Source organism: Aquamicrobium terrae (assembly GCF_052978165.1).
This window is the reverse complement of the sequence record NZ_JBRKLZ010000001.1, coordinates 2958898-2984911: the sequence shown is the minus strand read 5'-3', so window position 1 is coordinate 2984911 and position 26014 is coordinate 2958898. Positions and strand designations below refer to the sequence as shown.

General features: G+C 65.0%; 21 protein-coding genes and 1 tRNA gene. 8 read left to right on the top strand and 14 right to left on the bottom strand.

The features are described 5' to 3' along the window. Nucleotides 1-52 precede the first annotated feature (52 nt). From ACVCNR_RS14570 to ACVCNR_RS14560, 3 genes are all read right to left on the bottom strand, one after another. A complete protein-coding gene (locus ACVCNR_RS14570; protein ID WP_447075267.1) occupies nucleotides 53-835 on the bottom strand; it encodes an ATP-binding cassette domain-containing protein in 783 nt (260 codons plus the stop codon). Continuing rightward, entirely contained in the window at nucleotides 835-1917 is a 1083-nt protein-coding gene (locus tag ACVCNR_RS14565) for an ABC transporter permease (RefSeq protein WP_354193029.1), read from the bottom strand. Before ACVCNR_RS14565 ends, ACVCNR_RS14570 begins: the two co-directional genes overlap by 1 nt. 85 nt (nucleotides 1918-2002) lie before the next feature. After that, nucleotides 2003-3034, bottom strand: a complete 1032-nt coding sequence (locus tag ACVCNR_RS14560) for a sugar ABC transporter substrate-binding protein (protein ID WP_447075266.1) — start codon at nucleotides 3032-3034, stop codon at nucleotides 2003-2005. A 210-nt stretch (nucleotides 3035-3244) separates the two neighbouring features. On the opposite strand from ACVCNR_RS14560, the gene ACVCNR_RS14555 reads away from it, so the two are divergent. From ACVCNR_RS14555 to ACVCNR_RS14545, 3 genes are all read left to right on the top strand, one after another. Further along, on the top strand, nucleotides 3245-4471 hold the full coding sequence (locus ACVCNR_RS14555; protein ID WP_354193062.1) for an ROK family transcriptional regulator: 1227 nt from the start codon (nucleotides 3245-3247) through the stop codon (nucleotides 4469-4471). Between the two features lie 45 nt (nucleotides 4472-4516). After that, nucleotides 4517-5440, top strand: a complete 924-nt coding sequence (locus ACVCNR_RS14550) for a carbohydrate kinase family protein (RefSeq protein ID WP_447075265.1) — start codon at nucleotides 4517-4519, stop codon at nucleotides 5438-5440. Nucleotides 5441-5582: 142 nt separating this feature from the next. Then, nucleotides 5583-6722, top strand: a complete 1140-nt coding sequence (locus ACVCNR_RS14545) for a DegT/DnrJ/EryC1/StrS family aminotransferase (RefSeq protein ID WP_447075264.1) — start codon at nucleotides 5583-5585, stop codon at nucleotides 6720-6722. A gap of 105 nt (nucleotides 6723-6827) precedes the next feature. Here ACVCNR_RS14545 and cysQ read toward each other — a convergent pair whose 3' ends face one another. Genes cysQ through cysD form a run of 3 tightly spaced genes read right to left on the bottom strand, consistent with a single transcriptional unit; the run spans nucleotide 6828 to nucleotide 10456 of the window. Next, nucleotides 6828-7601, bottom strand: a complete 774-nt coding sequence (cysQ, locus tag ACVCNR_RS14540; RefSeq protein WP_435521575.1) for a 3'(2'),5'-bisphosphate nucleotidase CysQ — start codon at nucleotides 7599-7601, stop codon at nucleotides 6828-6830. A gap of 10 nt (nucleotides 7602-7611) precedes the next feature. Then, nucleotides 7612-9549 (bottom strand): sulfate adenylyltransferase subunit CysN, encoded by a 1938-nt coding sequence (gene cysN, locus ACVCNR_RS14535; protein ID WP_447075263.1) that lies wholly within the window; start codon nucleotides 9547-9549, stop codon nucleotides 7612-7614. A 1-nt stretch (nucleotide 9550) separates the two neighbouring features. Continuing rightward, entirely contained in the window at nucleotides 9551-10456 is a 906-nt protein-coding gene (gene cysD, locus ACVCNR_RS14530) for a sulfate adenylyltransferase subunit CysD (RefSeq protein ID WP_447075262.1), read from the bottom strand. Between the two features lie 421 nt (nucleotides 10457-10877). Here cysD and ACVCNR_RS14525 point away from each other — a divergent pair, with 421 nt between their 5' ends. After that, nucleotides 10878-12161 (top strand): O-antigen ligase family protein, encoded by a 1284-nt coding sequence (locus tag ACVCNR_RS14525; RefSeq protein WP_354196763.1) that lies wholly within the window; start codon nucleotides 10878-10880, stop codon nucleotides 12159-12161. 77 nt (nucleotides 12162-12238) lie between these two features. Here ACVCNR_RS14525 and ACVCNR_RS14520 read toward each other — a convergent pair whose 3' ends face one another. Continuing rightward, nucleotides 12239-12832, bottom strand: a complete 594-nt coding sequence (locus ACVCNR_RS14520; protein WP_354196761.1) for a biotin transporter BioY — start codon at nucleotides 12830-12832, stop codon at nucleotides 12239-12241. Between the two features lie 154 nt (nucleotides 12833-12986). Between ACVCNR_RS14520 and ACVCNR_RS14515 the strand changes: the two genes are divergently transcribed. Then, nucleotides 12987-13895 carry an MBL fold metallo-hydrolase gene (locus tag ACVCNR_RS14515; RefSeq protein WP_354196759.1) on the top strand — a complete coding sequence of 303 codons (909 nt, stop codon included), beginning with the start codon at nucleotides 12987-12989 and terminating at the stop codon, nucleotides 13893-13895. 12 nt (nucleotides 13896-13907) lie between these two features. Here the strand turns inward: ACVCNR_RS14515 and ACVCNR_RS14510 are convergent, their stop codons facing one another. After that, nucleotides 13908-14681, bottom strand: a complete 774-nt coding sequence (locus ACVCNR_RS14510) for a DUF1499 domain-containing protein (RefSeq protein WP_447075261.1) — start codon at nucleotides 14679-14681, stop codon at nucleotides 13908-13910. A 236-nt stretch (nucleotides 14682-14917) separates the two neighbouring features. On the opposite strand from ACVCNR_RS14510, the gene ACVCNR_RS14505 reads away from it, so the two are divergent. Beyond that, on the top strand, nucleotides 14918-15274 hold the full coding sequence (locus tag ACVCNR_RS14505) for a hypothetical protein (RefSeq protein ID WP_447075260.1): 357 nt from the start codon (nucleotides 14918-14920) through the stop codon (nucleotides 15272-15274). Nucleotides 15275-15283: 9 nt separating this feature from the next. On the opposite strand, the gene ppdK is transcribed toward ACVCNR_RS14505, so the two are convergent. After that, complete coding sequence (gene ppdK / locus ACVCNR_RS14500; RefSeq protein WP_447075259.1) at nucleotides 15284-17950, bottom strand: pyruvate, phosphate dikinase; 2667 nt, start codon at nucleotides 17948-17950, stop codon at nucleotides 15284-15286. Between the two features lie 277 nt (nucleotides 17951-18227). On the opposite strand from ppdK, the gene ACVCNR_RS14495 reads away from it, so the two are divergent. Together ACVCNR_RS14495 and ACVCNR_RS14490 are read left to right on the top strand one after the other, a co-directional pair. Next, nucleotides 18228-18572 carry a VOC family protein gene (locus tag ACVCNR_RS14495; RefSeq protein WP_447075258.1) on the top strand — a complete coding sequence of 115 codons (345 nt, stop codon included), beginning with the start codon at nucleotides 18228-18230 and terminating at the stop codon, nucleotides 18570-18572. 154 nt (nucleotides 18573-18726) lie between these two features. Next, nucleotides 18727-18801: transfer RNA gene (locus ACVCNR_RS14490), tRNA-Gln, on the top strand. Between the two features lie 69 nt (nucleotides 18802-18870). Here the strand turns inward: ACVCNR_RS14490 and ACVCNR_RS14485 are convergent. The 5 genes from ACVCNR_RS14485 to wecB are packed head-to-tail and all read right to left on the bottom strand — an operon-like array spanning nucleotide 18871 to nucleotide 26010. After that, entirely contained in the window at nucleotides 18871-21204 is a 2334-nt protein-coding gene (locus ACVCNR_RS14485) for a GumC family protein (RefSeq protein ID WP_447075257.1), read from the bottom strand. Between the two features lie 54 nt (nucleotides 21205-21258). Continuing rightward, nucleotides 21259-22014, bottom strand: coding sequence for a polysaccharide biosynthesis/export family protein (locus ACVCNR_RS14480; RefSeq protein ID WP_447075256.1), 756 nt, complete (start codon nucleotides 22012-22014; stop codon nucleotides 21259-21261). A gap of 45 nt (nucleotides 22015-22059) precedes the next feature. Then, the gene (locus tag ACVCNR_RS14475) at nucleotides 22060-23319 is read right to left on the bottom strand and encodes a glycosyltransferase family 4 protein (protein ID WP_447075255.1); all 1260 of its coding nucleotides are present in this window, start codon (nucleotides 23317-23319) and stop codon (nucleotides 22060-22062) included. 10 nt (nucleotides 23320-23329) lie between these two features. After that, complete coding sequence (locus ACVCNR_RS14470) at nucleotides 23330-24952, bottom strand: heparinase II/III family protein (protein WP_447075707.1); 1623 nt, start codon at nucleotides 24950-24952, stop codon at nucleotides 23330-23332. Nucleotides 24953-24954: 2 nt separating this feature from the next. Further along, nucleotides 24955-26010 (bottom strand): non-hydrolyzing UDP-N-acetylglucosamine 2-epimerase, encoded by a 1056-nt coding sequence (gene wecB, locus ACVCNR_RS14465; protein WP_447075254.1) that lies wholly within the window; start codon nucleotides 26008-26010, stop codon nucleotides 24955-24957. Between the last annotated feature and the right edge of the window lie 4 nt (nucleotides 26011-26014).

The following is a 26014-nucleotide window of genomic DNA, read 5'->3' as shown; positions in this document are numbered from 1 at the left end:
CGATCCGCAATCCAGATACGCTTTCCGACAGTGCCGGTGAAGATGGCCCAATTCAGGCCGCGACGGCAGTTTCCGGTGGCCGCTTGGCGCCGGTCATGAAGGCCACGGCGTCCGACATGGTGTATTCCTTGGGATCGATGACGGTGAGACGCCGGCCCAGCCGGTGGATGTGGATGCGATCCGCCACCTCGAACACATGCGGCATGTTGTGCGAGATCAGCACGATCGGCAGGCCGCGCTTCTTCACGTCGAGGATCAGTTCCAGCACACGCCGCGATTCCTTGACGCCGAGCGCCGCCGTCGGCTCGTCCATGATGACGACCTTGGAACCGAAGGCCGCCGCCCGCGCCACCGCCACGCCCTGCCGCTGACCCCCGGAGAGCGTTTCGACCGCCTGCCCGATGTTCTGGATGGTCATCAGGCCGAGTTCGGAAAGCATGGCCCGCGCCCGCTTTTCCATCGCCGGGCGGTCGAGCATGCGCAGCCATTTGCCGAGTGGCCCGGGCCGCCTGATCTCGCGGCCGAGGAACATGTTGTCGGCAATCGACAAGGCGGGCGACAGCGCCAGGTTCTGGTAGACGGTCTCGATGCCGGCATCGCGCGCCTCCATGGGCGAGCGAAAGGCGACGGGCTTACCGTCCAGCCTGATCTCGCCCTCATCGGGCGTGATGGCGCCCGAGATCGCCTTGATCAGCGAGGACTTGCCGGCGCCGTTGTCGCCGATCACCGCAAGGATCTCGCCCGGATAGAGGTCGAAGTCGGCCGCGTCGAGGGCCGTCACCCGGCCATAGCGCTTGACCAGGCCGCGCGCCGTGAGAAGAGGTTCGCTTTGCATCAGCCGGCCACCTTCCTGATCCACTGGTCCACCGTGACGGCGGCGATGATGAGCACGCCGATGAGCAGATAGGTCCATTGCGGGTCCGTGCCGATCAGGCGCAGCGCCAGCGAGAACACGCCGACGATCAGCGCGCCGAACAGCATGCCGAGGATGGAACCGCGTCCGCCGAACAGCGATATGCCGCCGATCACCACCGCCGTGATGGATTCGATATTGGCGAACTGGCCGGAGGTCGGCGACACCGAGCCCAGCCGCCCGATCAGCGCCCAGCCCGCCAGCGCGCAGATCAGCCCGGCCAGCACATAGACCGACAACAGCATGCGGTTGACGTTGACGCCGGAAAGCTCCGCCGCCTCCGGGTCGTCGCCGACGGCATAGACATGCCGGCCCCATGCCGTGTGATTGAGCACGTACCAGAGCACCAGAACGAGCACGACCATGGCGATGACGCCATAGGTGAAGACGGCGTTGCCGACGCGGATATTGTTGCCGAACCATTGCAGCAGCGGCGCCTGCGCCTCGATGTCCTGCGCGCGGATGGTTTCATTGGCCGAATAGAGGAAGTTGGCGGCCAGGATGATCTGCCAGGTGCCAAGCGTGACGATGAAGGGCGGCAGCTTCACCCGCGACACCAGCCAGCCGTTGAGGAAGCCGCAGGCCGCACCGACGCCGAAGCCGCACAGGATGGCGACCGGCGCCGGCAGGCCGTAGCGGAAGGTGAACTGGCCCATCACCACGGAGGTCAGCACCATGATGGCGCCGACCGAGAGGTCGATGCCGGCGGTCAGTATCACCAGCGTCTGCGCGGCGCCGATGATGCCGACGATCGCCACCTGCTGGAGGATGAGCGTCATCGAGAACGGCGAAAAGAAACGCGAGCCGATAACGAAGGCGAAGACGGCAAGGGAAGCGATGAGCACGATCAGCGGCACCGCCGCCGGGCTCGAATGCAGGAAATGCTGGAGCCGCTCCACCGCCGTCCGGTCGTGGCTCTCGAACTGCGCCACCGCAGTGTCGCTGCCCGTCAGAACCTTCTCGAACTCCTGCGGCTGCCCGCCGCGTGCCGACGCCTCGGTCATCCGGCTCTCCTCCCCGGAGCGCTTTCACCTGAGGCGCACGGATTTTCCGCGCGCCTCGCGATAGTGTGCCCAAGCACGGGTCAGATCAACCCCAGCACAGTTCCAGCCCCTTCTGGACATCGATGGACTCGACGCCCTCGGCCGGCTTGGCCGTGACCAGCGCCACGCCCGTATCGACGAAGTCCTTGCCTTCGGTGGCCTGCGGCTTTTCGCCGGTCTCGGCGAACTTCTTGATCGCCTCGATGCCGAGAGAGGCCATCAGCAGCGGATATTGCTGGGAGGTGGCGCCGATGACGCCGGCCTCGACGTTCTTGACGCCCGGGCAGCCGCCGTCGACCGAGACGATCAGCACATTGCCTTCCATGCCGACCGCCTTCAGCGCCTCATAGGCGCCGGCCGCCGCCGGCTCATTGATGGTGTGGACGACATTGATCGAAGGGTCCTTCTGGAGCAGGTTCTCCATGGCCTTGCGGCCGCCTTCCTCGTTGCCGTTGGTGACATCGTGGCCGACGATGCGCGGGTCGTCCTCGTCACCGATGCGGTTGATGTCCTTGGTGTCGATGCCAAAACCCTTCATGAAGCCTTGGTTGCGCAGCACGTCCACGGTCGGCTGCGACGGCGTCAGGTTGAGGAAGGCGATCTTCGCATCCTTGGCGCCCTCGCCCAGCGTCGCCGCCGCCCATTTGCCGACCAGTTCGCCGGCCAGCAGATTGTCGGTGGCAAAGGTGGCGTCGGCGGCATCCGCCGGCTCCAGCGGCGTGTCCAGCGCGATGACGAGAATGCCCGCGTCGCGCGCCTTCTTGATCGAGGGCACGATGCCGGCCGTGTCGGAGGCGGTGATGAGGATGCCCTTGGCACCGTCGGCGATGCAGCTCTCGATCGCCGCGACCTGGCTTTCGCTGTCGCCGTCGATCTTGCCGGCATAGGATTTCAGGTTGACGCCCAGTTCCTGCGCCTTGGCGGTGGCGCCTTCCTTCATCTTGACGAAGAAGGGGTTGGTGTCGGTCTTGGTGATCAGGCAGGCGCCGATTTCCTGGGCCGAGGCCGGTGCGGCCAGCGACGCGACGCCAAAAGCGGTCGCGCAAAACAGAGCGGTCTTCAACGCGGAGATTTTCATTCCATCCTCCCAGAACGATTGCGGCGCCGAGCCTATGCCGGCGCCATGATGCGAGCGCTCGCGCTACCTTCCCAGCCGCGCCCTCCGGCAAAAACAAGCATGGCCGCCACCCGCGTGTCAATAATTAAATCACTCTTATTTATTATTGACAGCATTGCACCGATCCAACATTCTTGCCAAAGGACGGGAGGATTGGCGGGAGACCTTGCGGTGGAAACCGGCATAGCAAAGCATGGGCCGCCCGAAGCGGCGGAAAGCCGTTTCCACCGCGGCACCAACCAGAGCGGAATGCGCGATCACAACGAGCGGCTCGTGCTGTCGCTCGTGCGCCTGCACGGCAGCCTGTCCAAATCCGACATCGCCCGCATGACCGGCCTTTCGGCGCAGACCGTATCGGTCATCATGCGCGAGCTGGAGCGGGACGGCCTTCTTCTGAAACAGGCGCCGCAGCGCGGCAAGATCGGCCAGCCCTCGGTTCCCATGTCGCTCAATCCGGACGGGGCCTTCTTCATCGGCCTGAAGATCGGGCGCCGCAGCGCCGACCTGGTGCTGATCGATTTTCTCGGCACGGTGCGCGCGGCCCTGCAGCTCTCCTACCGCTATCCGGTGCCGCGCGAGACGGTCGGTTTCGTTTCGACAGGTATGGCAAAGCTGCGCGACAGCCTCAGCGCCAGCCACCAGCAGCGCATTGCCGGCCTCGGCATCGCCATGCCGTTCCAGCTCTGGAACTGGGCCGACACGGCCGGCGCCCCGCGCGAGGTGATGGACGAGTGGCGCCACCGCGATATGCGCGCCGAAATCCAGCTTCTGTGCGACTTTCCCGTCTATCTGCAAAACGACGCCACCTCCGCCTGCGGAGCCGAACTGGTGTTCGGCCAGACGGGCGCGCTGCGGGACTTCGTGTATTTCTACATCGGTGCCTTCGCCGGCGGCGGCATCGTGCTCGACGGAAGGCTCTACAGCGGCCCGACCGGCAATGCCGGCGCCCTGGGTTCGATGCTGGTGCCCTGCAACGGCAACAAGCCGACGCAGCTCATCGATATCGCCTCCATCGCCGTCCTCGAAAAGCGTCTCAACACGCAGGGCATCGAGGCGCCGCATCTGTGGACCACGCCGGAGGAATGGGGCGACCTCGGCCCCGTTGTCGACCAGTGGATTGCCGACGCCGCCGGCGCGCTCGCCTATGCCATCGCCTCCTCCACAGCCGTCATCGACTTCGAAGCCGCCGTCATAGACGGCTGGATGCCTGCCACGGTGCGGGCACGGCTGGTCGAGGCCGTGCGCGAAGCCATCTCCGGCATAGACGCGGAAGGCCTCACCATCCCCCGCATCGAGCAAGGCACAGTCGGCGTCCATGCGCGGGCGCTGGGCGCGGCGAGCCTGCCCCTGTCGGAGCGCTTCCTGATCGGCCCGACCCTCCCCGCCCGGGCGACGTGAGCTGCAGGCAGCCGTCGCTGAAACAACACCACGGAGCGAACGCGAATGATACTCTGCTGCGGCGAGGCCCTGATCGACATGCTGCCGCGCCGTTCCACGCTTGGCGAAACCGCCTTCGCGCCCTATGCCGGCGGCGCGGTGTTCAACACGGCCATCGCGCTGGGGCGGCTCGGCGCGCGCACCGGCTTCTTCTCGGGCCTCTCCAGCGACATGTTCGGCAGCCTGCTGCGGAAGGAACTCGAAGCCAGCCAGGTCGATTGCCGCTATCTCCACATCTCTCCCCGCCCCACCACGCTCGCCTTCGTGCAACTCGACGACGGCCAGGCGAGCTACACCTTCTATGACGAGAACACGGCCGGGCGCATGCTGACCGAGGCCGACCTGCCGGCGCTCGGCGACGAGATCGAGGCCATGCTGTTCGGCGCCATCAGCCTGATTTCCGAGCCGGCCGGCGGCGCCTATGAGGCGCTCATGCGCCGTGAGCACGGCACCCGCGTGACGATGCTCGATCCCAATATCAGGCCGGGCTTCATCCCCGACCGCGAAAAGCATCTGGCCCGCATCGAGGCGATGATGGCCATGGCGGACATCGTCAAGCTCTCGGACGAGGACCTTGCCTGGTTCGGACATACCGGCGCGCCGGAGGATTTCGTGCGTGCATGGCTGGAGCGGGGGCCGCGCCTCATCGTCGTCACCCATGGCGGCAGGGGCGCCACCGGCCATACGCGCAGGGGCAGCGTTTCGGCCCTCCCGCCGCAAGTCGATGTGGTGGATACGGTGGGGGCCGGCGACACGTTCAACGGCGGCCTGCTCGCCTCCCTCGCCGAACAGGGCTTGCTGACCAAGGCCGCGATCGCCTCGCTTTCCGGCGAAGCACTGCACACCGCGCTCGATCTGGCGGCGCGGGCCGCCGCCGTCACCGTCTCGCGCGCCGGCGCCAATCCGCCCTGGCGGCGCGAGCTCGCCTGATTTCGGCGGACATCAAATTTCGGCCGCACTCGCGCAGCGAAATGTGATCTGGCCGCATCGGCCGCAGGGGCCTGCGCCTTTCCCAGTCCGGCCAAGTCTGCTACTTGCGCCCGGTTACTGGCTCATCCGCATTGGAGCACTCATGCAGTTCATCGATCTCAACGCACAGCGCGAACGCATCCGCGACCGGCTCAAAGCCGCCATCGACCGCGTCGTTGACGATGGCCGTTACATTCTGGGGCCGCAAGTCGGGGAACTGGAACAGAAACTCGCCGCCTATGTCGGCACCAGGCATGTCGTGGCCTGCGCCAACGGCACCGACGCGCTGCTCCTGCCGCTCTACGCCTCCGGCATCGGACGCGGCGACGCAGTGTTCGTGCCGAGCTTCACCTTTGCCGCGACAGCCGAAGTGGTGGCACTTGCCAAGGCCGAGCCCGTCTTCGTCGACGTCGATCCCGACACCTACAACATCGACATCGCCAGCCTCGAAGCGGCCATCGACATGGTGAAGAAGGAAGGCCGCCTGCAGCCGAAGGCGATCATCCCGGTCGACCTGTTCGGACTCTGCGCCGACTATGATGCCATCATGCAGATCGCCAAGCGCGAGAACCTGCTGGTGATCGAGGACGCCGCCCAGTCCATCGGCGGCTCTTCCGGCGACAGGATGTGCGGCGCGTTCGGCCATGTCGCCGGCACCAGCTTCTATCCGGCCAAGCCGCTCGGCTGCTATGGCGACGGCGGCGCCATGTTCACCGATGACGGCGATCTCGCCGAAAGGTTGCGGTCCTTCGCCTTCCACGGCAAGGGCGAAACGCAGTACGACAACATCCATGTCGGCATCAATTCGCGCCTCGACACGCTTCAGGCAGCAATCCTGATCGAGAAGCTCGCCATCCTCGAAGACGAGATGGAAGCCCGCCGCAAGGTGGCCGCCCGCTATGCCGACGGGCTCGGCGACGTCGTGAAAGCCGCGAACAATCCCGGCCAGGGCCGCTCGGCCTGGGCGCAATACGCCATCGAGACGCCGAAGCGCGACGGCCTCAAGGCGCATTTGCAGGAAAAGGGCATTCCGTCCGTCATCTATTACGTCAAGCCGCTGCACGCGCAGGTCGCCTATCGCGACTTCCCGCGCACGCCCACCGGGCTTGCCGTCTCGGAAGGCCTGCCGCAGCGCATCCTGTGCCTGCCGATGCATCCCTATCTGTCGGAAGACGATCAGGACCGCATCATCGAGACGATCCGCAATTATATCGGCTCGAACTCGGCAGCCGCGGCGGAATAGTGCTGGGGTTTTCTACCTCATCACATCGTCATCCCGGAAGCCGAAGCGAAGCGGAGGCTATCCGGGATGACAGCGGCGGGTTAGATTCGGAGGTTTCTCCCTCCTTCACCGGCCCCGCGCGATGAAGAACGGATTGGAAAAATCCACGTCGTCCGGCAGGTTGCGCTTGCCATAGGCAAGCGGTGCGCCGTTGACCGTGCGGGTCATGCCGCCGGCCGCGCGCAGCACGGCGTCGCCGGCGGCCGTGTCCCATTCCATGGTGCGGCTGAAGCGCGGATAAAGGTCCGCCTCGCCCGCCGCCAGCAGGCAGAATTTCAGCGACGAGCCGACCGAGACGATCTCGGCCATGCCGAGGGCGGCGATATAATCCTCCGTCTCCGGTGTGTTGTGGGAGCGGCTGGCGACCACGGTGGGCGGCATCGCCTGCTCGCGCACGCCGATGCGCTGGCGCGCCACGACGGAATAGTCCTCGCCGACCCAGAGCGTTTCCGCCAGGCCGGGCCGGCCGGAAAAGAATCGTCCGCTGCACGGCGCGAAGACGACACCGACTTCCGGCGCGCCATCGCGGATCAGCGCGATATTGACGGTGAAGTCGGCGCGGCGGTTGACGAATTCCTTGGTGCCGTCGAGCGGATCGACCAGAAAGAACGCACTGCCGATCTCGCCCGGCCGGACGCCGGCCGCGGTTTCCTCCTCCGCCACGCAGGGAATGCCGGGAAAGCTGGCGCGCAACCCTTCGAGGATGATGCGCTCGCTTGCCCTGTCGGCGTCGGTCACCGGCGAGCTGTCGGCCTTGCTCTCGACCGCGCAGCCCGCTTCGAAGATGTGCATGATCTCGCGCCCGGCTTCGAGCGCGAGCGTTTCGAACAGCGCAAGAATGTCCGTATCGTCAGATACCGCCGCCGCTTTCGTACTGATCCTGGGCAATGTCACGCTCTGTCAACCACCGTTCCACCGCCTCCACCATCTCTTCCGGGGTGCGGCCGAGGGTCTGCAGGCGTACCTCGGGGTTCTCCGGCGATTCGTACGGCGAGTCCACTCCTGTAAAGTTATCGATCTCGCCTTTCAACGCCTTAGCATACAGCCCCTTGGGGTCGCGGCGCACGCATTCCTCGAACGGCGTGTCGACGAACACCTCGATGAACTCGCCTTTCTCCATCAGGTCGCGCGCCAGTCGGCGCTCACTGCGGAAGGGCGAGATGAAGGACACGATGACGACGAGGCCGGCATCGGCCATCAGCTTGGCGACTTCGGCCACGCGGCGAATGTTCTCGGCCCGGTCTTCCTCGGTGAAGCCGAGGTCGCGGTTGAGCCCGTGGCGGACATTGTCGCCATCGAGGATATAGGTGTGGCGCCCGGCGGCGTGAAGCTTCTTCTCCAGCAGATTGGCGATGGTGGACTTGCCCGAGCCCGACAGCCCGGTGAACCACAGCACCGCCGGGCGCTGGTGCTTGATCGCGGCCCGCGCTTCACGGCCGACATCGAGCGATTGCCAGTGGATATTGTCGGCCCGCCTGATGCCGTGCCGGATCATGCCGGCGCCCACGGTCGCATTGGTGATGCGGTCGATGAGGATGAAGGCGCCGGTCGCACGGTTCTCGGCGAAGGAATCGAAAGCGACCGGCGCGCGCAGCGAGATGGTGACGACGCCCACCTCGTTGAGTTCGAGCGTGCGCGCGCCCTCTTCGGTGAAGTCGTTGATGTTTAACCTGTGCCGGATGTCATCGACGGTCGCGCTCGCCTGGTCGGTCGCCGTGCGCAACAGATAGAGGCCTCCCGGCCGCAGCGCCTGTTCGTCGAACCAGACGACGGAGGCGGAGAACTGGTCCGCCACCTGCGGGCGGGCCGATGGCGCCACCAGCACGTTGCCGCGCGAAACCTCGACCTCCTCGTCCAGAACCAGCGTCACCGCCTGTCCGGCCACGGCCCTGTCGAGGTCGCCGCCCTGGGCCACGATGCGCTTCACCCGCGCCTGCTTGCCGGATTTGGCCACCACGACTTCGTCGCCCGGCGAAACCGAGCCCGAGGCGATGGTGCCGGCAAAGCCGCGAAAATCGAGATCGGGGCGGTTCACATATTGCACCGGCAGGCGGAACGGCTGCTCGACGGCCTCGTCGTCCACCACCACCGTCTCCAGATGCTCGACCAGCGTCGGGCCTTCATACCAGCCGAGATGCTGCGAGGGCTGGCTGACATTGTCGCCATAGCGCGCCGAAATCGGGATCGCCTCGATGGTGCGGAAACCGAGCTTGCCCGCAAAGACGCGGTAGTGCGCCACGATGCTCTCGAATACCGCCTGATCGTAGCCGACGAGGTCGATCTTGTTGACCGCCAGGACGATGTGGCGGATGCCGAGCAGCGAGGCGATGACGGTGTGCCGCCGCGTCTGGCGCAGCACGCCCTGCCGCGCATCGACCAGCACGATGGCGAGGTCGCAGGTGGAGGCGCCGGTGGCCATGTTGCGCGTATATTGCTCGTGGCCGGGCGTGTCGGCGACGATGAACTTGCGCTTGGGCGTGGCGAAGAAGCGATAGGCGACGTCGATGGTGATGCCCTGCTCGCGCTCGGCCTCCAGCCCGTCGACCAGCAGCGCGAAATCCACCTCGTCGCCGGTCGTGCCGTGACGGCGCGAATCCTGCTCGAGCGCGGCAAGCTGGTCCTCGAAGATCTGCCGCGTATCGGCAAGCAGCCGCCCGATCAGCGTCGACTTGCCGTCATCCACGGAGCCGCAGGTCAGGAAGCGCAGCAGCGACTTCTTCTCCTGGGAGGCGAGATAGGCGCGCACGCCCTCGACCGCATCGAGATTGTCTGGCGTTACGTGCCGCATTTCAGAAATATCCCTCGCGCTTCTTCTTTTCCATGGAGCCGGATTCGTCGCGGTCGATCGCCCGCCCCTGCCGCTCGGAGGTGCGGGCCGTGAGCATCTCGCCGACGATGGCCTCCAGCGTGTCGGCGCCGGATTCGAGCGCGCCGGTGAGCGGGTAGCAGCCCAGCGTGCGGAACCGCACCAGCCGCTCCTGCACCTGCTCGCCGGGCAGCAGCTTCATGCGCTCGTCGTCCTTGAGGATCAGCATGTCGCCGCGCTGCACGACTGGCCGGCGCTTGGCGAAATAGAGCGGAACGATGGGGATGTTCTCCTGCAGGATGTACTGCCAGATATCGAGCTCGGTCCAGTTGGACAGCGGAAACACGCGGATCGATTCGCCGGGCGAAATGCGGGTATTGTAGATGTTCCACATCTCGGGGCGCTGGTTCTTCGGGTCCCAGGCATGGCTGGCATTGCGGAAGGAGAAGATGCGCTCCTTGGCGCGCGACTTCTCCTCGTCCCGGCGCGCGCCGCCGAAAGCGGCGTCGAAGCCGTATTTGTCCAGTGCCTGCCGCAGCGCCACGGTCTTCATGACATGGGTGTGCGTGTTGGAGCCGTGGTCGAAGGGGTTGATCCCGTCGCGCACGCCATCCTCGTTGATGTGCACGATGAGGTCGAAACCGAGGCGCGCCGCCATCTCGTCACGGAAAGCGATCATCTCGCGGAACTTCCATGTCGTATCGACATGCAGGAACGGAAAGGGCGGCTTGGCCGGATAGAAGGCCTTGAACGCCAGATGCATGAGCACCGACGAATCCTTGCCGACCGAATAGAGCATCACCGGCTTGGAAAAGCTTGCGGCGACTTCGCGGAAGATATGGATGGATTCCGCCTCCAACCGCTGGAGATGGGTGAGCACCGGCGCCATGTCAGCCTGCTTTCCTTTCAACCGACCAAGAACGACCTTCAGATGCCGCCAGAATCTGCACCCGGAAGTCTGCCATCTGGGGCCTGCCGTCGGGGACTGACTTTGCCTGTGTCGGAAATCTGCGTCCGCGCCCGCTTTCTAACCCTGCGCGCGGGGGCGACCAACGCAAGGCCAACTCATTCGACAGGCTGAAGGCAATGATTTTTCCATGCCCGGAGCAATGTGGGGAACAAACATTCGAAACAGCCGCATCCGGCGGCATGCCATCAAATGGGCATCATTTTCGGTGCCTAGAAAAGCGCCACCTCCGTGCCGAACCGGCAAACGTCATGGACATCACGCTGGAATCCGCGCAGGAGAATGTGGAGGATCAGGAGAGGTATCGGGCCGCCGCACGCGCTGCCACGAGAAATGGGGACCGTTGCACATTTTCAGTAAGCTCAGCTTCAGCCGCGGCGGATCGGGTACGCTCGCCGCCTCGCTTCCCACTGACGGCATAGCGCGCAACAACGTTATTTCCGCCTTTTTGATGGGCGCCCTGCCCGCCGCCGCCGGCAGCGCCATTTCAGTGCTTCTCTATACATTCCTGGTATGGGCGCTGATCTCGTTGGCGCTCGGCCGTTTCAAGTTCCGCATGAGCAGCTCGGACCGCCTGCTGGCGTGGACCTTCACCTTCTTCGCCGGCCTGATCATGCTCACGGGGCTGGTCGGCGAAAACCCCGCCCAGGCGCCGCGCTCATGCGTGTGGCTGCTGGCCTTTCTCTCACCCTGGGCCATCATTCCCCGGCTGCGGGCCAGCGAAGGCCTCGACTATCTGACGCCTTACATTACCGGCGCGGCGGTCGGCGCGATCGCAGCCTGTCTCATCGCCTTCGTGCAACTGGCCATCTTCGGCGTGCGCCCGGCCGGCGGCGCCGGCAACGAGGCGGTCTTTGCCATGATGTCACTGTGCCTGATGGGGTTGGGCGGGCTCAAGATCGGCTCGGCGTCGCGCGAGGGCACGCTTCTCGGCATGATCGCCATCGGCGCGGGCATGGCCGCGCTTCTGATGTCCCTCACCCGCGGCGTGGCGCTCGCCGCCATCCCCATCCTGCTGCTGCTGGCCATATTCGCGCCGATAAGGCTGCGCGCCATGGTCCTGCGCCCGGCCACGGTGCTGGCGTTCGTGGCGGCGTTCGTGATCATCTACTTTACCCGGGAGGCGCTGTATGCACGCTTCCAGGAGACGATCGGCGAACTTGGCATCCTGCTGCACAACGGCCACACGGACGGCCCCATCGGCGAGCGCGTGCGGCTGTGGCATGCCGCGCTGGAAGCGATCCGCCAGTCCCCGCTCTGGGGCTACGGCATCCAGAACCGGATGGATGCGCTGGTGCCGACCCTGATGCTGGATGGCAACGTGATCCGGGGCTATACCCATGCCCACAACAGCATCCTGACCTTCATGCTGGACGGCGGCGTGCTCGTGCTCAGCGCGATGATCGCGGCCCTGTGCATGCCGGTCGTGCTGGCATGGCGGGCGCCGCGCGATGCCAACTATCGGCTGCGCCTGTTCGCGGCGCTGATCGTCTCCGGCGCATATGCGCTGTGCGGCATGACCCAGATCATGTTCAAGCACGACATCATGGATTCGTTCTTCGTGTTCTTCTCCATCCTGATCGCCGCATCGATCCCGGCGGATGACACGGAAGCGAAGAACGCCTAAGTCGGCCGCCAACAAAAGAAAACGCCCGGCGTCGCAACCGACGCCGGGCGTTTTTGTATGGTTTGCTTTGTCGGCGCCTAGCGGAAGCGGGCGACGATCGACCAGACGGCAGGAACGAGGCTCGCGGCCAGCGCAACCTTGATGAGGTCGCCGACGACGAACGGCACGACGCCGAACTGCCAGGCCTTGTCGGCGCCGATCAGCACGGCGAGCCAGGCAAAGCCCATCGCCATCATCACCACTTCGGCGACCATGAAAGCGCCGAACAGCTTGAAGGGGTTACGGTCGAAGCCACGGTCGGCGGCCCAGCCGGCGATGGCGGCCATGGCGACGAAACCTGCGAGATAGCCGCCGGTGGTGCCCAGCATGTAGGCGATGCCGATGCCCTTTTCCGGCGTGCTCTGGAACACCGGCAGGCCCATGGCACCCTGGGCCATGTAGAGAAGCAGGGTGGCGACGGCGAGGCGCATGCCGAAGGCCGACGCGATCAGCAGGACCGCCAGCGTCTGCAGCGAAATGTCGACCGGGCCGAGGAAGACCTTGGTTTTGGCCGAAAGGGTCAGCAGCAGCGTGCCGGCGATGGCGAGGAAGAGCTGTGTCGCCAGGCGCGCGGCGCCCTTCTCGGGCAGGGCCAGTGAAACAAGCGGACGCATCGTCGTTGCAATTGCCATGTTCTTCCTCATTCCATTTGGTCGGGGCGCGATCGGGCAGGTGCGATGACCCCTGCACGTTTCCCCTATATTGACTTACATGCTATGCGGCAAATGGTTTCGCGGCACGACATGGCGGACGGCACACCTACATCGCAGATGAATTGCATCGCATATGGCACTTGAATTCGATACGGGCTTCGAGCCCGCCCACGGCTCGGCGGTCAGCGCCGCGCCCGGCGTCCTGCGCGTCACAGCGCCCAACGCCTCGCCCTTCACCTTCCACGGAACCAACAGCTACATCGTCGGCCACGACACGCTGGCGGTGATCGATCCCGGCCCGGACGACGAGCGCCACCTGAAGACCCTGCTCGACGCCATCGCCGGGCGGCCGGTCAGCCACATCTTCGTCAGCCACACGCATCGGGATCATTCGCCGCTCGCCGCGCGTCTCAAGGCCGCGACCGGCGCCCTCGTGCTGGCGGAAGGGCCGCACCGGGCGGCTCGGGAACTCGCCATCGGCGAGGTCAACGCGCTGGACGAGAGCAACGACACCGATTTCATGCCCGACATCGCCCTGCCCGACAATGCGCTCGTCGATGGCGACGGCTGGTCGATCCGGGCGCTCCATACCCCCGGCCATGCGGCGAACCACATGGCTTTCGCGCTCGAAGGCACCGACCTTCTGTTCAGCGCCGACCACGTCATGGCCTGGTCGACCAGCATCGTGGCGCCGCCCGACGGCGCTATGGCCGACTATATGGCGTCGCTGGAAAAGCTGCTCGAACGCGACGACCGGCTGCTCCTGCCGGGCCATGGCGGCCCCGTCAGCCAGCCGAGGGCGTTCATGCGCGGCCTCAAGGCCCATCGCAAGATGCGCGAGCGCGCCATCCTCGAACGGCTGGGGAAAGGCGACCGCACCATCAAGGACATGGTCAAGGCCATCTACCGCGACACCGACCCACGCCTGCACGGGGCTGCCGGCCTGTCGATCCTGGCGCATCTGGAGGATCTGGTCGCACGCCGCCTGGTCGCCACCAACGGCGCGCCGGCCATCGACGGCATCTACGAGCCCGCGCGCTGACGGAACGGCGGCCTATTCGCCCTGCTCGAGGCCGGTCTGGCCGGTGACCTCCTGGTCCAGTTCCTTGAGGAACCTGACGATGCGGTCGGCATTGTCGCCGAGATCGTGGCGCCCGTAACGGGAGGCCGAGCGCATGTCGATGAAGCTCGTCTCCTCGTCGCCGCTCACGCGGATGGCGACATCGGCCGGCAGTTCCAGCACGAAGCTCCACGCGGTGGCGGTGATGACCACTTCCCGCACATTGATATCGGAGGACGGCCGCGTCTTCGTGTCCGTCCACCCTTGACGCCGCAGTACGTTCTGCACCATGGCAAGCGCCTCCGCGAATGGCAGGTCGTAGCGGCGGCCGTTGACGAGCGGATAGGCCTGCGCCTGCAGGCGGCGCTCGCCCGGCGTGGTAACCGGGCCGCTGCCTTCCGCGCCGGATAGCGGCGGCGGCGCTTCGAGATCGGTAGAAATGTCGCGCAGCGGCGGGAAGGTCAACGCCCAGTAGGAGGCGACCGCGAAGGGCGCCAGCACGACCAGCGCGACCAGCGCCCCGACCGTGAGGTCGCGTCCACCCCGGTCGCCGAAATTCCACAGCCTCGCAAAGGCCCAGCCCGCGAACAGCAGGGCCAAAGCCGCCAGCAGCGCAACCAGCGCCAGCACCCACAGGAAAGCCGGCGTTTCGACGAGGCCGAAATGATGCCCCGTCCAGACCGTCAGCAAAAGCACGGCCGAAAAAGCCGCCATGCGACGCGACCAGCCTGCCGCCATGGTGGTCCGCCGTTCAGGAAATGCCGTCATCGCCCGCCATCGAAGTCTTTCCGGGTGACAGACTTAGAGCATCGGACCGAAAAGGGGAATCCGCTTTTCGGGAGACTGCGCTATCCGCTCAAGGATTTTCAGGCGCTCTTCATCAAAGTTGATGCGCCGCGCTCCTCGCCGGCGGCCACCCCGCCCCGGCACGCCACAATGCAGCCACGCTGACGGTAAATGCTTTCTTAAAAAGGGGATTGACCGGCAAACACAGGGCCATCGGCATGGAAGCACAGCTCGACGAAAAGGTGCTGGAAGAGACATTGGCGGAAAGCCTGGCCGAGATCGCGCCCGAGGCAAATTCGGTTTCGGACGAGGAATTCGCGCAGATTGCGAGCGAGGCCCTTGAAGCGGTCGGCGGCCGGCTGCTCTTCAAAGTGCGCACCGGGAGCGACGAGGCGGAGGAGCATGTCGCCGCCGGCTGTATCGGCGACGGTGGCAGCCGGCAGTTCCTGCTGCTTTCCCAGCCTGTATCCGGGGGGCCGCTGAAGGTCGAGACAGCCTCGAAAAGCGGCAATCCGCTCGCCGGGATCGCCGCTTCCTATGCCGCCCTCATGGATGCGCTGAACGCGGCCGCCTAGCCGCTTCCTTCACCCAGCCTTTCGAATGGCCGACTGCGCCGCCGCCAGCCGCGCGATCGGCACGCGGAACGGTGAGCACGACACATAGTCGAGCCCGACCTCCTCGCAGAAGCGGATCGAGGCCGGATCGCCGCCATGCTCGCCGCAGATGCCGAGCTTGATGCCCGGGCGCGCGGCCCTGCCCTTCTCGGCCCCGAGGCGAACCAGTTCACCGACGCCATCGATATCGATCGACACGAACGGATCCTGATCGATGATGCCCTTCTGGCGGTATATTTCGAGGAAGCTCGCCGCATCGTCGCGCGAGATGCCGAAGGTCGTCTGCGTCAGGTCGTTGGTGCCGAAGGAGAAGAATTCGGCGGTCTCGGCGATGACATGGGCACGGATGGCCGCGCGCGGCAGCTCGATCATGGTGCCGGTCAGATATTCGATGGCGACATCGGTTTCGTCCATCACGCTCCTGGCGACGGCATCGATGCGGGCCTTGACGTAGTCGAGCTCCTTCTTGAGACCGACCAGCGGCACCATGATTTCCGGCACCACCAGCTTGCCGGCCCTGCGCCCGGCTTCCACCGCAGCCTCGAAGATGGCGCGGGCCTGCATCTCGGCGATCTCGGGATAGGAGACGGCCAGGCGGCATCCGCGATGGCCCAGCATCGGATTGAATTCGTGCAGGGCCTCGGTGCGCTGGCGCAGCTTGTCGGACGAAACACCCATGCCCTCGGCCACCTCGACCAGTTCCTCCTCGGTCTTGGGAAGGAACTCGTGCAGCGGCGGGTCGAGCAGGCGGATCGTCACCGGCAGGCCGGCCATGATCTCGAACAGGGCGAGGAAATCCGACCTCTGCATGGGCAGCAGCTTGGCCAGCGCCGCGCGCCGGTCCTTCTCTGTGTCGGCAAGGATCATCTCGCGCATGGAAACGATGCGGTCGCCGTCGAAGAACATGTGCTCGGTGCGGCAAAGGCCGATACCCTCGGCACCGAAGGAACGGGCCATGCGCGCATCCGCCGGGGTTTCGGCGTTGGTGCGTACCTTCATGCGGCGCGCCGCATCCGCCCATTCCATGATGGCGGCGAAATCGCCGGACAGTTCCGGCTGGAGCATCGGCACCGCGCCCTTCAGCACCTGGCCCGAACCGCCGTCGATGGTGATGATGTCGCCCTTGCGGAAGGTCTGGCCGAGCGCCATCAGCGTGCCGTTCTTGTGATCGACACGCAGCGAACCGACACCGGAGACGCAGGGCTTGCCCATGCCGCGCGCCACCACCGCCGCATGGCTGGTCATGCCGCCGCGCGTGGTGAGGATGCCTTGCGCGGCGTGCATGCCGTGGATGTCTTCCGGGCTGGTCTCGACACGAACGAGAATCACCTTGCGGCCGACCGATTTCATCTCCTCCGCCTCGTCGGAGGAGAACACGATTTCACCCGTCGCCGCACCCGGCGAAGCCGGCAGGCCGACACCGATGACATCGCGCGCGGCCTTGGGGTCGATGGTCGGATGCAGAAGCTGGTCGAGCGAGGCCGGATCGATGCGGCAGACCGCTTCCTCCTTCGTGATCAGCCCTTCATTGGCCATGTCGACGGCGATCTTCAGCGCCGCCTTGGCGGTGCGCTTGCCGGAGCGCGTCTGCAGCATCCACAGCTTGCCGCGCTCGATGGTGAATTCGAGGTCCTGCATGTCCCGGTAGTGGTTTTCCAGCCGCTGCGAAATCTCGACGAAGCTGCGGAACGCCTCCGGCATCAGCTTTTCCAGCGACGGCCGGTCGGAGCCGGCGGCGATGCGCGCCGCCTCGGTGATGTTCTGCGGCGTGCGGATGCCGGCCACCACGTCCTCGCCCTGCGCGTTGACGAGGAACTCGCCATAGAGCGAGTTTTCGCCGGTCGAGGGATTGCGGGTGAAGGCCACGCCGGTGGCGGATGTGTCGCCCATATTGCCGAACACCATGGCCTGCACATTGACGGCCGTGCCCCAGCTTTCGGGAATGTCGTGCAGGCGCCGGTAGGTGATGGCGCGCTGGTTCATCCAGCTCGAGAACACCGCGCCGATCGCGCCCCAGAGCTGCTCGCGCGGGTCCTGCGGGAACGGCTTTTCCAGCTCCTCCTGCACCTTGGCCTTGTAGAGGTCGATGACCTCCTGCCATTCGACGGCAGTCAGATCGGTATCGAGTTCATGGCCGAGGCGGGCCTTGGCATCCTCGAGGATTTCCTCGAACACCTCGTGGTCGAGCCCCAGCACCACGTTGGAGTACATCTGGATGAAGCGGCGATAGCTGTCATAGGCGAAGCGCCTGTCGCCCGAATCGGAAGCCAGCGCCTCGACCGTCTCGTCGTTGAGGCCGAGATTGAGCACCGTATCCATCATGCCCGGCATGGAGGCGCGCGCACCGGAGCGCACCGAGACCAGCAACAGCTTGGACGGATCGCCGAACCGGCGGCCGGTCACCTTGCCGATGTGGTCGAGCGCGGCGTCGAGCTGCGCCTCGAACTCCTGCGGGTAGCGGCGGCCGTTGGCATAGTACCAGTTGCACATTTCGGTGGTGATGGTGAAACCGGGTGGCACCGGCAGCCCGAGGCTGCACATTTCGGCAAGGTTCGCGCCCTTGCCGCCGAGAAGGTTCCTGTCCCCGGCGCGCCCTTCGGCCGCTCCGTCACCGAAGGTGTACACCCACTTGCTCATGCCTTCTCCCCGGCTTGCTGTGGTCGACATGCCCCGGCCGGGGCTGGATGCGGGCAGCGATAAGGTGCCGAAAAGCGAAAGGCAAGCGCGCGCTTGAACTGCCGGCAATCTATATCGATTAAAGGTCCGACCCTGTTTCCCTGCGGCGTCCCCGAATGCCCGCAGATCGAGATGCCAGCAGCCCGGCGCCTTGGTGAAAAATACCCGTGGCCCTTCAACCCGATGTTGCCCGGGCGAGCGAAAAGAACTAGAACATAACCAGAACGAGGAGGATGCCATGCGACAGACAGGCAAGCTTGACTATATCGAAATGCCGGCCACCGGCGGCACGCTGGACAGCGTCAAGGCCTTCTACAGCACCGCCTTTTCGTGGTCCTTCACCGATTACGGGCCGACCTATTCGGCCTTCAGCGAAGGGCTGGACGGCGGTTTCCACACCGATGCGACCGAAGGTTCGGCAAAGCCGCTGCCGGTGCTCTACAGCGAGAACCTGGAAGAGACGCTGGCCGCGGTGACGGCGGCCGGCGGGCGAATCGTCAAGCCGATCTTCTCCTTCCCCGGCGGCCGGCGGTTCCATTTTGCAGATCCGGCCGGCAACGAACTGGCGGTATGGGGCGAGTAACTTGCTCCGGGCGCGGCTTCCGGGGCCGGCCCCGGATCTACCGAAAAACCAGTTTTCTCTGCCCGGCAGGGACGCTTTAATCGCATCGTGACGGATTGTGCTTTTTGTCGTCTCTGCCTATAAGGCCGCTCTGTCCGGTTCCGGACAGTTCCGTTGGGGCGTCGCCAAGCGGTAAGGCATCGGTTTTTGGTACCGACATTCCCAGGTTCGAATCCTGGCGCCCCAGCCACCTCATTCCCGCAATCATGATCGATCATCCCGTGCGGTCCTGACGCTCAGCGCCAGCCCCGGCCTGTCCTCAGACTTCCTGCCTGACGCGCCAGGCAGGATGGCCGAGGTGTTGCCCGGAGCGGGCCGGCGACAAGGCCGCGGCCTCGTCGCCGGCCATTCTTCCACCATAGCCATAGGCATCGCGGCTCAGATATTTGTAGACGTGGCGGTAGACCGGCTTGCGGGCCGAGACTTTCGTGAAGGCCACTCCCAGTACATTGGCGCCGGCCGTCCGGATACGCCTCAGCGCCGTGCAGGCGGCCTTGCGGGTCACATGGTTGGCTGAGACCACAAGGAGGGTTGCGTCCGCAACACGGCCGAGGATCGACGCATCGGAGAGCCCGGCAATGGGCGGCGCATCGATGACGACGATGTCGTAGCCGTTGGCAAGCCTGGGCAGGAGAAGCCGCATTCTCGGGGAGGAAAGCAGATCGGCGGGGTTCGGCGGCGGCGTGCCGGCAGTCATGACGCTGACATTCGCGCTGACCTGCCTGATCAGCCTGGGAAGATCACCGCGTCGAACCGTGTTCGTCAGCATGTTGCCGAGGCCCACCGCATTGTCGAGCTTGAACAGGCGGTGCATGACGGGCCTGCGCAAATCCGCATCCACCAGCAGCACCTTGGCGCCAAGGGCACCGAAATCATTGGCCAGCTTGCAGGCAGTTGTCGACTTGCCTTCCGATGCCTCACAACTGGTGACGAGCAGCACGCCCGGCGCACCTCGCGCGCCGGAAAACAGCAGTGACGCGCGCAACGAGCGGTAGCCTTCCGAAAGGCTGGAGCGCGGATCGGCCATGGCCTGCCTGAAGTCACGCTCATCGACGGCCGGCACGACACCCAGAACGGGCAGTTGAAGCTCGGTCTCGACCTGTTCCGGATCGGAAAAGCCGCTGTCGAGCAACTCCAGGATGTAGATGGCCGCCGTGCCGGTCAACAGCGACAGCACCAGCCCCATGGCAAGGTTGACGGGCAAGCGCGGCGCATAAGGGGTTCGCGGCAAAACGGCCATGTCGACAATGGCTGCGTTCCGGCTCCGCAGTTCGGAACCGACGGCCACCTCGTTCAGCTTGGCGATCAGGCTTTCATACTGGGAACGGTCGGAATCCACCTCACGCTTCAGGATTGTGTACTGGATGTTCTTGTCCTGATAGGCGGCCTGCTCTGCTTCCAGTTCCGAAAGCTTGTTCCTGAGGTCATCAACCTTGGCGAGGGTCTCGCCATGCTTGATGCGGATCGCCTCGGTGATGGCCCCGATGCCCTGTTTCAACTGGCTCTCGATTTCACGAATCTGCGCGCCAAGCTGCTGCATCTCCGGGAACCCCGGCTTGAACAGGGTCAGCTTCTGCCGATATTCCGCCTTCAGCTCCGCCAGCCTGCCGCGCAGTTTCTCCAGCCCTTCGCTGCCCAGCACCTGTTCGAGGCTTGCGCCATGACCACTGTCGATCTGCCGGACAAGACGCCCGTAGTCGAGGCTTTCCTGGATCGCGAGCGCCAGCGCCCGGTTGATCTCGGTCAGGTTGGCGGCGATCAGGGAATCGTCGCCGCCCGTTATGGTGATACCGGCGCCCCGCGCATAGTCGACCAGCGCCTCCTCCGACTTCTGCAGGCGGCCCTTTGCTTGCAGCACCTGTTCCTGGATGAATTTTCGAGCCTGCGAGGAGGTGTCGCCGGCCTGGTCGACACGCTGATCGATGAAGCTGCGGGCGACCTGGTTGGCGACCTGATAGGCATATTCCGGCTGCGGGTCGGAATAGGTGATGGACAGCAGGTTCGTGTTGGCGATCGGCTCGACCGAGAGATTGGCCAGAACCTTCTCGACCGCCAGCCGGGCGCGTTCTTCGCCAGAGTATCCCGGGATGTCTTCCCGATTGGAGGCGCCGAACGCCCAATTGAGAATGTTCGCAGGAAGAAGCCCGCCGCGTGGGGTGAGGAAATCCGCCCTCTCCCCCAGACCGAGATCGAGCACGACACGCTCGGCCAGCGCGCGGCTCCTCAGCTTCTCCCGCGCCGTCAGATAGGAGCGGATGTCGCTTCTTTCGGAGGTGACTTCCATGTCCCGGAAGATTTTCGCCGGCGGCACCAGCACCTCCAGCCGCGCCGTTGCCCTGTATCGCGGCGTCATCATCATGGTGGCGACCAGAGCGCCGACCAGACCGATCGCGGCCATGGCGACCAACAGCCAGCGATAATGCACGACATGGCGAAACAGGCGCAGAATATCGATGCCTTCTTCCTGCCCGGAAGCCTCATGAGCATGGCTCCGAAAATGCCCATGCCGATCATGGGACGCATCGAGGAAGGCGAGCGGCCCGTTTCCAATATGTCCTGGGCCGATATGGCGCGGATGATCAACTATGCTCATATTCCAATCCCTCCCCCGGAACGCGGAACGATCGCCTCAAGTCATTGGATTGCATCATGGAATGACGGCCAGCCGGCTCGCGTTGACCGCAATCCCCAGCGCTTCCTTCAGATTGTTGAGCGCCACCCGGCCTTGTGACGTGAACACCATGACGACATCGCCGCCATAGATGCGGGGATTGGCCATGCGGCCGCTGCGAATGGCGCCCACATCATAATTGGCTACAAGTCTGGCGCCTCCGACCTCACGGAACACATAGACCTTGCCCTGGTCGGCGACATCGCGGAAGCCGCCCGCCAGTGCGATGGCATCGAGCAAGGTGGTGCCCGCGGAAACCGGATAGAGGCCGGCCCGGGCGACCTCCCCGTCGATGGTCACGCGCTGGCCGGCCGATTCCTTGAGGAATACCGTGATATCGGGCGATTGCAGGTAGGAGGCGCCGTAGGCCTTCTCCAGTTCCCGCTCCAACTGGCGCACGGACTTGCCGGCGGCTGTCCTCACCCCGATCAAGGGCAGGGAAATGAGACCGGAGGAATCGACCTGCACCGTGCGGTCGAGGGACGCCGCCTGATAGACGCTGATCTCCAGAACATCGTTCGGCGACAGGGATTGTTCGGTCCCGTCACGCGTGCCAGCCGGGGCCGGCAGGTCCTTCACCAGCTTGAGACTCCCGTCAGCCGTGGACGCCTCTGGCCCCGACTGCAAGGCCAGCACATCCGAAGGGGCCGCGCCGGTATTGGCGGTGCTGGTGCAGCCACAGGTGAAGCCCAACAAGAGTATGACAGGAAGCAGGCTTCGGGTTGCGCTCATCGCCTTGTCCATTCGTGAAAACAGGATTGTCGAAACACCCGTCGATCAGGGCTTGGCAGGGACTTCCCGCACTGCCGTTTCGCCGCTCACACAGCCCTCGACAAGCCGAAGCATATGGCTGGCCAGACGGCGCCGGTCGTATTTGACGACCGCCCGCGTGCCGTTGTCGCCCAATGTCGAGGCAAGCACATCGTCGGCCGCCAGCTCGACCAATCGGCCGCGCAGATGGGCTGCATCCTCCGGTTCGAAGACGAGACCGGCCTCCTCGCGCTCAACAAGCTCCGCCGCTTCCCCGCGAACGCCGAGCAGGACCGGAACGCCCATGGCCATGCTCTCGAACAGTTTGGACGGGATCACCGTGGTGAAAAGCTCGTTGCGGCGCAGATGGATGACGGACGCATCCAGCAGCGACCAGTAGCGTGCGACCTGCGCTCTCGGCACGGGATCGAGAAAGGTGACGTTGGAAAGCCCCATGTCCCGCGCCCGCCTGCAAAGCGATGCCTTTGCCGCCCCGTCTCCCAGGAACAGCAAATGGATGTCCTCGCGACCCTCCTCCCGCAGCAGCCGGGCGGTTTCCAGCAGCGTTTCCAGCGCATGGGCAAGGCCATGGGTGCCGATGTAGCCGGCGACGAATTTACCCCGGAGACCCAACTGCCGCGCCAGTTCCTCGTCCTTTGGAGCCTGTCGAAACAGGCGCAGGTCGGCACCGTTGGTCACGACATGGAGTTTTGCCGGATCGATGCCCCGCTCGGCGAGCTTCCTCTTGAAGGAATGCGTTACCGCAACGATCATCGTTGCCTTGCGGTAGAGGAACAGCTCCAGCTTCTCCAGAGCCGAAAGCAGCGACGGCCGCTTTATCGCGCCGACGGCACGGATCGACTCCGGCCACAGGTCGCGCAGCTCGAAAATGAACGGCACGCGATGCAAACGACTGACGAAGTAGCCCGCGCAGGCGGCAAAGAATTGCGGAGAGGTGGCGATGACGACATCCGGCCGCCCGACCACAAGACCAGCCGGGATCGCAGAAACCATGAAGCTCATATAGTCGAGGCTGCGGCGCAGAAAGCCCTCGTTGGCGGCGATGTAGCTCCACACCCGCACCACCTCGATGCCGGCCGTCGTCTCGCGGCCGAACACCCGGTTCCGATAGCCTTCGAACAGCTTTCCCGCCGGAAAATTGGGTGCACAGGTGATGACCGTCACCCTGTGGCCTGCCTCGACCCATTCGCGACAATGCTCGAATGTACGGCTGGCCGGGGCATTCACTTCCGGGGGAAAATTGTCGGTCAGGAACAGGATATGCATGCGGAAACCGTCAGGCGGCGGACCAGCGGAATTCGACGGCACTTTTGCCTTCGCTGAGCCTGACCGCCAGGCATTGCGAAGGCTGGCTCAAGCCGAATTCGGAATGCCAGCTCGATGGCTGCAGGCGGGCCTCGCCACAGGCAAGACGCCAGCGCAGAACCTCCATGGATGCTGATATCAGCCGGCCCGACCGGCCGTCTTCGGAAAGGATGGCGGTATGGTCCGGATGGAAATGGAACAGCGCCTCGGCCACCGCAAGGGAGCCCCGGACCGCATCTCTGACAGTCAGGCCGTCCTCCGCGAAGATCCAGGTGCGGTGGTGGTAGGGCCGCCCCGGCAGGCGCGCATAGCCGTCATGGCCGCAGGCCACGACCGGACCGCCAACCGCCTGCGTCACCGAAATTCCGTGCGGCCGCGCCCGCCGCGCCACTCGGAATCCCGACCAGACCTCCGAGGAATCCTGTCCGTCGATAACGACGGTGTTGTGGGCGGCCGTTCCCCGCTGTCGCTGGCGCTCCAGCCCACTGCCGTAAAGCGACGTTCCGGAATTGACGATAACCCGCTGCCCACGAACCGACAGTTCGAAGGACAGCGTATCTGCATGGGCATGGCCCGGAAGATGGTCCGGGCCGACACGTGCCACGTCGATCAGCGCCACCGCGCGGCTGTCCTGCAACCGGAAGTAGCCGCTATCGCGCAGCCAGGTACATCCGTTCCGCACAGCTTCACAGGAAGGAAAGCCGAGATGCGTCGCGTAATGCTCCAAAGCCTTGGGAGGCGGAGCGATCCCGATCGCGGCGTCATTGAAGAAGGCGATCTCGCCATCGGGATGGCACATGCAGGCAAGCCATCCGCGCATCGCCGCGATCTTTGCGCCCCATGCAGGAGGGACCGTGGCTCCGCTGCTGCGCATGACGTTGACGAGGTCGAGCATGTCCTCGAGCACCAGCGCGTGATACATCGTACTCAGCTCGAAATGACCGCCATCCGCGAGGATTTGCTCGTCCACCTCCCGCTCCAGAAGCCGAAAGCCAAGCTGCCGCCAGCCCTCCGCCTCATGACCGGAGAAAAAGGAACCGGCAAAGACCAGCGCCTTGGCATTGGCCAGGAGATGATTGCCGAGCAGATGACGCTCCAGCCGCCGGGCCAGCCAGCGGGTTTGGATGGCGAGGCTGTGCAGTGCTTCCCCGGCAAGGACATTGCCGGCCAGCGCCCATTTGATCCAGTTCACGATCCGCAAGGAGGTCGGATAAGGTTCCCAGCCGCTCCCCGCGCCGGGTGGGTTTTCAGCGATCCAGCGTGCGATGAGGGCTTTGTGCCATGCTCCGCGCCGCGCGGCACCCTCGGCGTTGAGATCGTCGAAATAGTGGAGGTTGTAGCGCCACAGCCTGGAAAGCCCAGGATCGTCCCAGCCATGGTGCGACAGCGAGTGCGCCTCGTTGAGGAAACAGAATTCTTCCGGCCCGGTCTGGCTCCGGCGCCGCCGCGCAGGTGCCACCCAAGGCCCTTGAAGGGCCCGCTGCAGCGGCGCGGGGTGCAGGTCCGGCCGGGGGCGGGTGGCGCGAGACCATGCACGGCCATAGATCTGGACCGGCCGCAAATGGCGCAGGGTTTCCCAGTAAAGACGCGGCATGTTCACGCCGGCAGCAGCTCCTCGAGCGCCGTCACGATGCGCTCCCCGGTGCGGCCGTCCCACTTGTCGGGAATTTTGCCGCGCTTCCATTGGCCGGCGAACAGCCGCTCGAACGCCTCCCGAAGTGCGGCCGCATCCGTTCCTACAACCTCGTTGGTACCGATCGACACGGTTTCCGGCCGTTCCGTCCTGTGGCGCAGCGTCATGCACGGCACGTCCATGACCGTCGCCTCCTCGCTGACACCGCCGGAATCGGTGATGACCGCCCTGGCATGGCGAACCAGATGGTTGAATTCGAGATAAGGCTGCGGCTCGACGAAACATATCGAGCCCGGCAGGCCGGAAGTGTTCCGAAGCGTTCGCGCCGTGCGCGGATGGACCGGGAAAATCACCGGCAAGCCGCGCGCGCACGCGCCGATGGATTTCAGCAATCGCTCCAGGCAAGCAGCCTCGTCCACATTGGAGGGGCGGTGCAACGTCATGACAAAATAACTGCCCGGCGACAGGCCCAATTCGCTCCAGAACGGAGGTGAGCGCAACCGGTCGAGATTGGCCAGCAAGGTGTCGATCATCGTGTTGCCGACAAAGAAGATGCGCTCATCCTCGATGCCCGCGTGCCGGAGATTGTCACCTGCCCCTGCGCTGGTGGTGAAGAACCAGTTGGTGATGGCGTCGGTCACCCTGCGGTTGATCTCTTCCGGCATGGTCCAGTCGCCGGAGCGGATGCCCGCCTCGACATGGGCGACCGGCACTTTCAGCTTCTGCGCGGCGATCGCACAGGCCATGGTGGAGGTGACATCGCCGACCACGAGGCAGAGCCTGCCGGGGGCCTGCATGAGCAGTTTTTCGTAGCCCGTCATGATCGCAGCCGTCTGCTCCGCCTGTGTTCCCGAACCCGCCAGAAGGTTGACGTCCGGCTCGGGAATGCCGAGCTGGGCGAAGAAGTCGCCGGACATGCGCGCGTCATAGTGCTGGCCGGTATGGATGAGCCTGTAGGCCAGATGCCCACCCTCGGCCCGGCGCCTTTGCATTGCGCGGACGATGGAAGCGACCTTCACGAAG

Coding starts and splice junctions, on each gene's coding strand:
- ACVCNR_RS14550 (WP_447075265.1), top strand. CDS start 4,517: ATGATACTCTGCTGCGGCGAGGCCCTGATCGACATGCTGCCGCGCCGT.
- ACVCNR_RS14560 (WP_447075266.1), bottom strand. CDS start 3,034: ATGAAAATCTCCGCGTTGAAGACCGCTCTGTTTTGCGCGACCGCTTTT.
- ACVCNR_RS14545 (WP_447075264.1), top strand. CDS start 5,583: ATGCAGTTCATCGATCTCAACGCACAGCGCGAACGCATCCGCGACCGG.
- cysN (WP_447075263.1), bottom strand. CDS start 9,549: ATGCGGCACGTAACGCCAGACAATCTCGATGCGGTCGAGGGCGTGCGC.
- ACVCNR_RS14510 (WP_447075261.1), bottom strand. CDS start 14,681: ATGACGGCATTTCCTGAACGGCGGACCACCATGGCGGCAGGCTGGTCG.
- ACVCNR_RS14480 (WP_447075256.1), bottom strand. CDS start 22,014: ATGAGCGCAACCCGAAGCCTGCTTCCTGTCATACTCTTGTTGGGCTTC.
- ACVCNR_RS14570 (WP_447075267.1), bottom strand. CDS start 835: ATGCAAAGCGAACCTCTTCTCACGGCGCGCGGCCTGGTCAAGCGCTAT.
- ACVCNR_RS14515 (WP_354196759.1), top strand. CDS start 12,987: ATGGCACTTGAATTCGATACGGGCTTCGAGCCCGCCCACGGCTCGGCG.
- ACVCNR_RS14495 (WP_447075258.1), top strand. CDS start 18,228: ATGCGACAGACAGGCAAGCTTGACTATATCGAAATGCCGGCCACCGGC.
- ACVCNR_RS14520 (WP_354196761.1), bottom strand. CDS start 12,832: ATGGCAATTGCAACGACGATGCGTCCGCTTGTTTCACTGGCCCTGCCC.
- ACVCNR_RS14505 (WP_447075260.1), top strand. CDS start 14,918: ATGGAAGCACAGCTCGACGAAAAGGTGCTGGAAGAGACATTGGCGGAA.
- ppdK (WP_447075259.1), bottom strand. CDS start 17,950: ATGAGCAAGTGGGTGTACACCTTCGGTGACGGAGCGGCCGAAGGGCGC.
- cysD (WP_447075262.1), bottom strand. CDS start 10,456: ATGGCGCCGGTGCTCACCCATCTCCAGCGGTTGGAGGCGGAATCCATC.
- ACVCNR_RS14565 (WP_354193029.1), bottom strand. CDS start 1,917: ATGACCGAGGCGTCGGCACGCGGCGGGCAGCCGCAGGAGTTCGAGAAG.
- ACVCNR_RS14475 (WP_447075255.1), bottom strand. CDS start 23,319: ATGCATATCCTGTTCCTGACCGACAATTTTCCCCCGGAAGTGAATGCC.
- ACVCNR_RS14485 (WP_447075257.1), bottom strand. CDS start 21,204: ATGAGCATAGTTGATCATCCGCGCCATATCGGCCCAGGACATATTGGA.
- ACVCNR_RS14470 (WP_447075707.1), bottom strand. CDS start 24,952: ATGCCGCGTCTTTACTGGGAAACCCTGCGCCATTTGCGGCCGGTCCAG.